The following is an 8,661-nucleotide window of genomic DNA, read 5'->3' as shown; positions in this document are numbered from 1 at the left end:
GGAATCATCCAGTTGGCCAGATCTCCCTGTTCGGAAACTTCCATTGCTCCTAAAATCGCAATATTGACGTGTCCACCACGAATCATGGCAAAGGATTCAGCACTTGAGAAAAATGCAGCGCCGGGCCGGGCTGTTACGGTCTGCTTACCCGCATTGATCAGATCAGCATCCACCGTTTCTTCAGTCGGAAACTCCCCAATCCCCAGTAAACCGTTTTCAGACTGGAGCCAGACATTGACCTGTTCTGGAATATAGTTGGCGACCAGGGTCGGCAATCCAATACCCAGGTTGACATAAAATCCGTCTTCAAGCTCCTGTGCGGCACGCTGTGCCATTTCATTACGTGACCAGGCCATATTTATCCCTCCGCCGTTTTCAGTGTCATCTGTTCAATCCGTTTTTCAGGTGTGGCATTGAGTACAATACGGTTAACATAGATTCCCGGCAGGTGAATAGCATCCGGATCCAGCTCACCAATCTCGACAATCTGTTCAACTTCAGCCACAGTAATTTTTCCGGCCATGGCACAGACCGGATTAAAGTTCTGCGCGGTTTTGCGAAAGACCAGATTCCCGGCTTTGTCGGCTTTATAGGCTTTAACCAGCGATATATCGGCTATCAGTGATTCTTCCATGATATAGGTTTTGCCGTTGAACTCTCGCTCTTCCTTCCCTTCAGCAATGAGAGTGCCTACGCCGGTCTGGGTAAAAAAAGCGGGGATACCAGCACCGCCGGCCCGCAGTTTTTCGGCCAGTGTACCTTGAGGGGTAAGTTCAACTTCAAGTTCACCACTCAGGTATTGACGCTCAAATTCTTTATTTTCTCCAACATAGGATGAAATCATTTTCTTGATCTGACGGGTAGCCAGCAGCTTCCCCAAACCGAAGTCATCTACTCCTGCATTATTGGAAATACAGGTCAGGTCTTTTACTCCGGTTTCTTTTAGAGCTGAAATCAGAGCTTCAGGAATGCCACACAGGCCAAAACCACCGACTGCCAGAGTCTGTCCATTTGCGACTACATCCTGAAGGGCAGCAGTTGCACTTTCATAGACTTTATTCATAAGTTGAATTCCTATGGTTTAAGCGGTAGTTTGATCCAGTTCGTCAGCATGCAAAAAATGAGTATGATGAGGCGCACGCTTGGTTTTACTCCATTCTTCTAGCATCTCATATTTCATTTCTTCAGTAATCATGGCAATTTTCTGCGGGGCTTTTTCATCATCATAAGCCAGCTCCAAACGGTGACCGTTTGGATCAAAGAAATAAATTGAATGGAAAATGCCGTGGTTAGTAATACCGAGTACATCTACACCATTTGCCTCTAGATGTGCTTTGGCGGCTTCAAGAGCTGTACGGTCTTTAACTTTCAATGCAATATGCTGGACCCATTTTGGTGTATTTTCGTCGCGGCCCATTTCTGGCTGGGTTGGCAGTTCAAAAAAAGCAAGAACATTACCATTCCCGGCATCTAAAAACAGGTGCATATAAGGGTCAAAAGCTTTGGTAGAAGGTACATGGTCTTCGGCAAATGCCAGAATAAAATCCATGTTCAGGTTTTTCTTATACCATTCGACGGTTTCTTTAGCATCTTTACAGCGATAGGCCACATGGTGAATTTTTTCGATTTGAATAGTCATGAACAAATGTCCTTATTTTTTATGCGGCATCCGACTGCGCTTCTGGCGCAGCATTCTGGAATGCGCTCAATGTTGAGCAGTGTGTATAAATACATTCAATTTTGGGGAAAGCTGTCAGGTCAATATTAAAACGCTTGGCGTTATAGACCTGAGGAATCAGGCAGCAGTCTGCCAGTGTAGGAGTATCGTTAAAACAGTAGCTGCCATTTGAGTCGTGTAATAAAGCTTCAAGTGCTTTAAAACCTTCAGTCACCCAATGGGCGTACCATTCAGATTTTGCTGTTTCACCAATTTGCAGGGTTTGACTTAAATACTGTAATACCCGCAGATTGTTCACCGGATGAATATCACAAGCAATACTCTGACAAAATGCCCGAATTCTTGCTCGCGAATGTGCATCTTTGGGTAAGAGGGGCGTTTCAGGATGAGTTTCTTCAAGATACTCTAAGATACTCATGGACTGGCCCAGATTGAAGTCTCCATCTGTGAGCGTAGGCACCAGTGCAGTTGGGTTCATGCGGCAGTAAGCTTCAGAACGCTGTTCGCCTCCATTTTTCAGCAGATGTACAGGCACAAGTTCGTAGTGCAGTCCTTTAAGATTCAGGGCAATACGCACCCGGTAAGCCGCGGAACTACGGAAGTAACTATACAGCTTCACGTTGCTCTACCTCTGATTCATCAGTATTAAAATTAAACTGGACAGCTGGCAGTACCTTGCCGCTTACCTCACCAAAACCGATACGCAGACCATCTTTTTCACAGTAGCCTTTCATGATCAGGGTATCGCCATCTTGCAAGAAACTGCGCTGTTCGCCATTTGAGAGTGTAAGTGGCTTGGTCGTATTCCAGGTAAGTTCCAGCAGGGAGCCATAAGAATCGGGAGTAGGGCCAGAAATGGTACCTGAACCCATCAAGTCACCGACCTGAACGTTACAGCCAGAAATCGTATGGTGAGTCAGCTGTTGGGCCATTGACCAGTACATATATTTAAAGTTGGTTTGGCAGATCACATCGGCCTGTACCTGTCCGGCTGCCTGAAGTTCAACAGAAAGCTGGATATCGTAACTGTTGGCACTGTTGTCTTCACGCAGATAAGCCAATGGACGTGGTTCCTGTTCCGGACTGTTGGTCTTGAAAGGTTGCAGGGCGTCTAGCGTGACAATCCACGGTGAAATAGAGGAAGCAAACGTTTTGGCATTAAATGGACCAAGTGGTACATATTCCCATTGCTGAATATCACGTGCTGACCAGTCATTAAACAGTACCATTCCAAAAATATGGTCCCAGGCATTTTCAATGGAGATCGGTTCGCCCAGCTGGTTTGGTTTGCCAATAATAAAACCGGTTTCCAGTTCAAAGTCGAGCTTGCGACAGGCAGTGAATACAGGGCGTTCTTCACTTGGCAGTTTAACCTGGCCCGACGGGCGAACTATATCTGTACCACTAACTACTACTGAGCTGGCACGACCATTATAGCCGACCGGAAGTTCTGACCAGTTAGGAAGCAAGGCATTCTTGGGATCACGGAACATACAGCCAACATTGGTAGCATGCTCTTTTGAAGAATAGAAGTCGGTATAGCCGGGAATATGGACTGGTAAATGTAGCACTACTTCTGAGCGTTTAAAGAAGGCTTTTTCACGCAATTCGCTATTATCACGCAGTTCTGGATTTGTACTGGAAAGAAGCAATTGCAGGGTAGAGCGAACTTGAGTCCACTGATCACGTCCAGACTCAATAAACTGATTTAAGGTTGACTGATCAAAATAGTTTCTGCCTGCTTCAATCGTGAGTAAGCCAGCCTGTTCAAGTAGTGCCAGATCTACTACATACTCACCTAGTGCAACACCGGCGCGACGTTTTCCATCAGCTGTTTCACTAAAAATACCATAAGGCAGGTTCTGAATCGGGAAATCTGAATCTGGTGCAACATCGATGAATGATTTAAGTTGTGTCGTCATTTAACTGTTCCTTTTGTCCAAATGAAGGCAGCCTGCCGCTTTTATCTGACCTGATGTATCTATGGAAATCAGGGTACTTGCTTAAAGTTAGTTCATGTCCAGAAATTAAAATGTCTGCAAATTTTCCAAAGCTTAAGACAGCTGTTTTTATCTTAGTTCTATCATACTTATTTTTATATATTACACAATATATAATTTAATTATGAATATCGTAATAAGTGAAAATTAAAATAATACTCAGCCATTATTTTTCGGTTTTTATATGGAATGGCCTATTGAAATCCGCTTGCACCCCGGCAAAAATCCGTTATGCTGATATAGCTAATATACGATTTGTGGACCTGAACGTGCGCCTTGGCAGACTTTTAAAACAGTCTTGGCTTATCTGTTTTCTTGTTTTTCTAACAGGATGGTCTACTGTGTCTGCTCATCTGCTAAGTCATTCCGGCGGATCTCAACCTACGAAGCAAGTGAACCAGCATGTTGGCCATGCAGGCTGTCACGAAGTGTCTCATGCTGCATCACAATCTGCGCATCATTCTTGTATCAATGGTGATAACCATCAGACAGTGCAGCAGGTTCATTGTCACGATTGCAGCTCACTACATTGCAATACACTGCAAGTGGTTTTAGCAGCAGCTGATAACGTGCCTGAATCTTTACCAAATCTTTCTTTACCCGAAACAAGCCACAGCCATTATTTTGCCCGTTACTTGCCGGGATACTGGCAGGAAATTCTGCGCCCTCCTAAAGCCTGACCTTAATTTCACGATTAAAAATTATTTTTAATTATCAAGGTCAAATCATGTCTATAAAACTGAGTCAAGCCCTGTTACTGGGTGCCTGTCTGTCCTCATCCACCTGGTTAATGGCGGCAGTCAAGGAATATCATCTTACTATTGATGAACAGCTGGTGAATGTAACCGGCAAGCCACTAAAACGTATTACTGTAAATGGAAAATTTCCAGCTCCTTTACTCGAGTTTGAAGAAGGCGATGAAGCCGTAATTCATGTTTATAACAAGCTTAAAAATGAAGACTCTTCCTTACACTGGCATGGATTGTTATTGCCGGCTTTAATGGATGGTGTACCTAGCTTTAATGGATTTCAGGGTATTAAACCGGGTGGTCATTTTGAATACCGTTTCAAAATTCGTCAGAATGGAACTTATTGGTACCATGCACACAGTAAGGGACAGGAGCAGGATGGCCTATATGGGGCATTTGTAGTCTATCCCAAAGATCACCGGCCTGCTGCCAAGCATGAACAGGCAGAGCGTGATTACGTAGTGATGCTATCCGACTTTCACCAGAGCAAGAGTGACCAGATTCTAAATAACCTGAAGAAATCAGCAGAATATTATCAGAACCGGCGTGAAACCCTAGGTGATATCTGGCAGCAGGTAAAACGTGAAGGTTGGTCAGCTACCTGGAAAGACCGTTCTATGTGGAACCGGATGCGCATGCTAAAAACCGATTTATCGGATGTCACAGGTTATACTTTTCTGGTTAACGGCAAGACACCAAAGCAGAACTGGACAGGTCTGTTTAAATCAGGCGAGAAGGTCCGCTTACGTTTTATCAATGCCTCAGCCATGTCCTTTTTTGATATCCGAATCCCGGGCCTGAAAATGCATGTAGTGAGTGCAGATGGGCAGCCAGTTCAGCCAGTACCTGTAGATGAGTTCCGAATTGGTACAGCCGAAACCTATGATGCAATTGTCGAGCCCAAAGATAGTCATTACCAGATTGAGGCCGAATCAATTGATCGTACCGGCTTTGCACTTGCCTCATTGCATGATCAGGCGGATTCTGCCCGGCCCGCAACCCGGCAGCCTGATGCCAAACCACGTGCCTTGCTGACCATGGCTGATATGGGGATGCAACATGGCGGCCATAATAATGATATGGCCAATCAGCATGCCGGACATATGAGCAATAGCGACGCTCAGGGTGAGATACATTCCCAAATGCCCGTACCGGGCACAGACCATGCTGCCATGGATCATTCCAAAATGATGACTTCATCAAAAAAACAGGAAGCAGCAGAACAGCGGACTATGTCGGATATAACGGAGCAAAGATTATCACAAAGTACCACTACACCGGTCTATGGCTGGGCTAATGCCTCGACCCCTGCAGGACATAAAGCACTCACTTATGCAGACTTAAAATCCTTAAATCCTCAATCTGACCAGCGTCAGCCTGAACAGGAGCTGGTCATCCGTCTGGGGGGGAATATGGAGCGCTATGTCTGGACTATGAATGGTAAGAAATTTACTGAGGCTGAGCCTTTACAGGTGAAATATGGTGAGCGTATCCGGCTAAAATTTATCAATGACAGCATGATGGCCCATCCGATGCATTTGCATGGCATGTTTATGCAGTTGGAAAATGGTCAGCCGCTGGCAAACATGCCGAATAAGCACACTGTGATTGTACCGCCAGGCCAGACCGTCACGGCTTTACTCACCGCCGATGAGTTGGGTGAATGGGCGATTCATTGTCATCTGCTTTATCACATGAGTGCCGGTATGATGAATAAACTGGTAGTAGCCCAAGTTGGATCAGCAACTCATACGCCAGCAGCAAGTCACTCGTCACAAGGAGCTGGGCATGCACATCACTAAGTTATGTAATCGTCTGCTAATTGGTAGTGGTATTTTGCTTTTAAGCAATATAAGCCTTGCTGAAACTTTGCATGACCATCAGGACAAGTTACAGCAGCAATCTGTTACAACGCAGAAAACCATGAGGGTAACTTCAGAAGCACAAGCTCATGCCAACCATATACGTGAACATGGTGGACAAATTTTTCAACGTACTGAACTTGAGCATCGTTGGATCTGGAATCCGGATGGACAGGGAACACTAAAAACCGAACTTGAAAGCCGAATCGGAACAGATGAGAACAGGCTGTTTATAAAAGGTCATATTCATAAGGCTGAGTCAGAACAGACAGATTATGATATTGCCGCTTTGTATAGCCGGGCTATTTCCGACTTCTGGGACGTGCAGACCGGTGTGCGTTACCGCTACACAGAGCGGCAACCAGAACAGCAGGAGCAGCTAGACGCCATGCTTGGATTGCATGGTCTGGCGCCCTATTTCTTTGAAACAGATGCCTATCTGTATGCTGGAAAAGACCAGCAACTCTCTTTTAACTTGAAGAGTGAGCGTGATCTGCTAGTAACGCAAAAGCTGATTTTACAACCTTATGTTGAGTCAGAGCTGGTGTTAAGTGATGATTCAAAGTATGCGCGTAAAAAAGGTTTATCCAGTTTGCAACTGGGTGTGCAGACCCGTTATGAAATTAATAAGCGAGTCATGCCTTTTATTGATGTGGCTTATGCCTATGAGAAAGGGCGTGAAGCTACAGTTTGGCAGCAAGAAACCTCGTCAGAAAAAGACTGGCAGTACGGACTTGGTCTGAAACTGATTTTTTAAATAGATAGAAGTTTATGAACTTGTAATATTTAAAAAAAAGGAAGGGCAAGCCCTTCCTTTTTTTTAATTATGACTTTAAAAAGTTAAGGTAAATCAAACCAGATCATGCGGCTGTCTGCTAGGGCTTTAACTTCAGTTTCAGCTTCGAAAACTAAAGCATCACCGGCATTTACGGTATATTCACCAATTTGCACACAGCCTTCAATTACATGAACATAGTTGATCTTATGCTTTGCAGCAATCTCTAGAGAAGCATCTTTTTGCAAGACAGCAGTTTTAACCTCTGCATCTTGGCGTATGTGCATTGGTGCATTTGCTTCTGGTCCGGCAATCAGATGCCACTGGTCCGGATATTTGCCCGGGTCCAGACTGATCTGTTGATAATTTGGCTCAGCATTTTTGATATTAGGATGAATCCAGATCTGGAGCAGATGTACGGGCTCATCATGATTATTGATTTCACTGTGCTGAACGCCGTGGCCTGCACTCATGAGTTGCCATTCACCGGCATGAATCTGGCCTTCATTACCCATACTGTCGCGATGAGAAATAGTTCCAGACAGGACACAGGTTAAAATTTCCATATTGTCATGGGAATGCGTACCAAAGCCGTTATGGGCCGCAATCCGGTCGTCATTGATAACACGTAATGCACTGACACCCATGTATTTTGGATCATACCACTGACCAAAGGAAAAGCTGTATCTTGTGTCGAGCCAGCCTGCCTGCACATGACCCCGGTTTTCACTGCGGTGTAAATAAGCATTCATTTTGACACCTCTATATATCTGTTCTATCTGTTATCTATTTTATTGTTTTTAGTGGCGCGATAAACCCGTATAGCTATAACGAAACGTAGCATTTTTAGAACGATAAGAGCTGATCTGTATCTTTCCATACACTCAATTAAAAATTCTGGTTTTTCTATTAAAAGGCACAGTAAATTAGCTGAAAATTACCTGCCAAAATAATTGGTATTTAAACCATGTCTGTCCAGATTCCTACTACACCAGTAATCACCATATCAATTGCAATTGTACCAATGAGTAAGGCAGCCAGCCGTCCGACAATTGCAGTGTACATATCTACATAACGGGTCGAGCGTTTCTGTAAATGATCATGTGCATATTTCATCAGGATCAGCAGGCTACAACTAAGTAACAGGGTAAATGCAATGACTGCCGCTGTCTCTAGTATAGACATTTTCATACCGGTAATGACTGCTGCACTGATGGTCCCTGGCCCGATCATAAAGGGCATGGCAATTGTGCCGGCCAAATGCTCGGGTGCTCCACGCATAACGCCGATAGTTTCTGCACCTTCAAAAACATACCGATAGCCAATTACTAAGAAGATCAGGCCACCAAAAATCTGGAAAGATTCAAAACGCACATGTAGGTACTGGTTAAATACCGTTTCACCACCCCAGGCAAAAAGCAGAAAAACCATGAAACTGATCAGACTGCCTGTAATCAGCGCTGTATTAAACGTTTTTGCCTCAGAAGTGCGGATAATTCCCAGCATATAAATGCTCATCAGGAAAGGATTGAGCAGTGAAAAGAACAGGGCAAATGAATGGATTGCATCTGGGTTCATTGGAGTCATCCGTATTGAG

General features: G+C 44.5%; 10 protein-coding genes. 3 read left to right on the top strand and 7 right to left on the bottom strand.

Going from position 1 to position 8,661, the window contains the following annotated elements:
- The 5 genes from N518_RS0103480 to fahA form a co-directional block, all read right to left on the bottom strand.
- The coding region (locus N518_RS0103480; RefSeq protein ID WP_026443987.1) for a succinyl-CoA--3-ketoacid-CoA transferase at positions 1–356 on the bottom strand (356 nt) is incomplete at its 3' end.
- Between the two features lie 2 nt (positions 357–358).
- On the bottom strand, positions 359–1,063 hold the full coding sequence (locus tag N518_RS0103475) for a CoA transferase subunit A (protein ID WP_005027374.1): 705 nt from the start codon (positions 1,061–1,063) through the stop codon (positions 359–361).
- Positions 1,064–1,081: 18 nt separating this feature from the next.
- On the bottom strand, positions 1,082–1,639 hold the full coding sequence (locus N518_RS0103470) for a VOC family protein (RefSeq protein WP_005018974.1): 558 nt from the start codon (positions 1,637–1,639) through the stop codon (positions 1,082–1,084).
- Positions 1,640–1,658: 19 nt separating this feature from the next.
- Positions 1,659–2,297 (bottom strand): maleylacetoacetate isomerase, encoded by a 639-nt coding sequence (gene maiA / locus N518_RS0103465; RefSeq protein WP_005027372.1) that lies wholly within the window; start codon positions 2,295–2,297, stop codon positions 1,659–1,661.
- Positions 2,284–3,600, bottom strand: a complete 1,317-nt coding sequence (gene fahA, locus N518_RS0103460; RefSeq protein WP_005018976.1) for a fumarylacetoacetase — start codon at positions 3,598–3,600, stop codon at positions 2,284–2,286. The genes maiA and fahA overlap by 14 nt, the downstream gene beginning before the upstream one ends.
- A gap of 419 nt (positions 3,601–4,019) precedes the next feature.
- Between fahA and N518_RS0103455 the strand changes: the two genes are divergently transcribed.
- Genes N518_RS0103455 through N518_RS0103445 form a run of 3 tightly spaced genes read left to right on the top strand, consistent with a single transcriptional unit; the run spans position 4,020 to position 7,046 of the window.
- A complete protein-coding gene (locus tag N518_RS0103455; protein WP_005018977.1) occupies positions 4,020–4,358 on the top strand; it encodes a hypothetical protein in 339 nt (112 codons plus the stop codon).
- A gap of 47 nt (positions 4,359–4,405) precedes the next feature.
- On the top strand, positions 4,406–6,229 hold the full coding sequence (locus tag N518_RS0103450; protein ID WP_005027365.1) for a copper resistance system multicopper oxidase: 1,824 nt from the start codon (positions 4,406–4,408) through the stop codon (positions 6,227–6,229).
- Complete coding sequence (locus N518_RS0103445) at positions 6,216–7,046, top strand: copper resistance protein B (RefSeq protein ID WP_005027363.1); 831 nt, start codon at positions 6,216–6,218, stop codon at positions 7,044–7,046. Before N518_RS0103450 ends, N518_RS0103445 begins: the two co-directional genes overlap by 14 nt.
- 83 nt (positions 7,047–7,129) lie before the next feature.
- On the opposite strand, the gene N518_RS0103440 is transcribed toward N518_RS0103445, so the two are convergent.
- Both N518_RS0103440 and N518_RS0103435 read right to left on the bottom strand, forming a co-directional pair.
- Positions 7,130–7,816 (bottom strand): pirin family protein, encoded by a 687-nt coding sequence (locus tag N518_RS0103440; protein ID WP_026443986.1) that lies wholly within the window; start codon positions 7,814–7,816, stop codon positions 7,130–7,132.
- 208 nt (positions 7,817–8,024) lie between these two features.
- Positions 8,025–8,642, bottom strand: a complete 618-nt coding sequence (locus N518_RS0103435) for a MarC family protein (protein ID WP_005018990.1) — start codon at positions 8,640–8,642, stop codon at positions 8,025–8,027.
- Between the last annotated feature and the right edge of the window lie 19 nt (positions 8,643–8,661).

Source organism: Acinetobacter sp. UNC436CL71CviS28 (assembly GCF_000620525.1).
Lineage (GTDB): Bacteria > Pseudomonadota > Gammaproteobacteria > Pseudomonadales > Moraxellaceae > Acinetobacter > Acinetobacter radioresistens.
The sequence above is the reverse complement of the archived record's forward strand: the minus strand, read 5'-3'. Positions and strand labels throughout refer to the sequence as shown.

Bases quoted from the DNA above. Each gene is read 5' to 3' on its own strand.
- N518_RS0103475 (WP_005027374.1), bottom strand. From the start codon at position 1,063: ATGAATAAAGTCTATGAAAGTGCAACTGCTGCCCTTCAGGATGTAGTC.
- N518_RS0103470 (WP_005018974.1), bottom strand. From the start codon at position 1,639: ATGACTATTCAAATCGAAAAAATTCACCATGTGGCCTATCGCTGTAAA.
- fahA (WP_005018976.1), bottom strand. From the start codon at position 3,600: ATGACGACACAACTTAAATCATTCATCGATGTTGCACCAGATTCAGAT.
- N518_RS0103450 (WP_005027365.1), top strand. From the start codon at position 4,406: ATGTCTATAAAACTGAGTCAAGCCCTGTTACTGGGTGCCTGTCTGTCC.
- N518_RS0103445 (WP_005027363.1), top strand. From the start codon at position 6,216: ATGCACATCACTAAGTTATGTAATCGTCTGCTAATTGGTAGTGGTATT.
- N518_RS0103440 (WP_026443986.1), bottom strand. From the start codon at position 7,816: ATGAATGCTTATTTACACCGCAGTGAAAACCGGGGTCATGTGCAGGCA.
- N518_RS0103435 (WP_005018990.1), bottom strand. From the start codon at position 8,642: ATGAACCCAGATGCAATCCATTCATTTGCCCTGTTCTTTTCACTGCTC.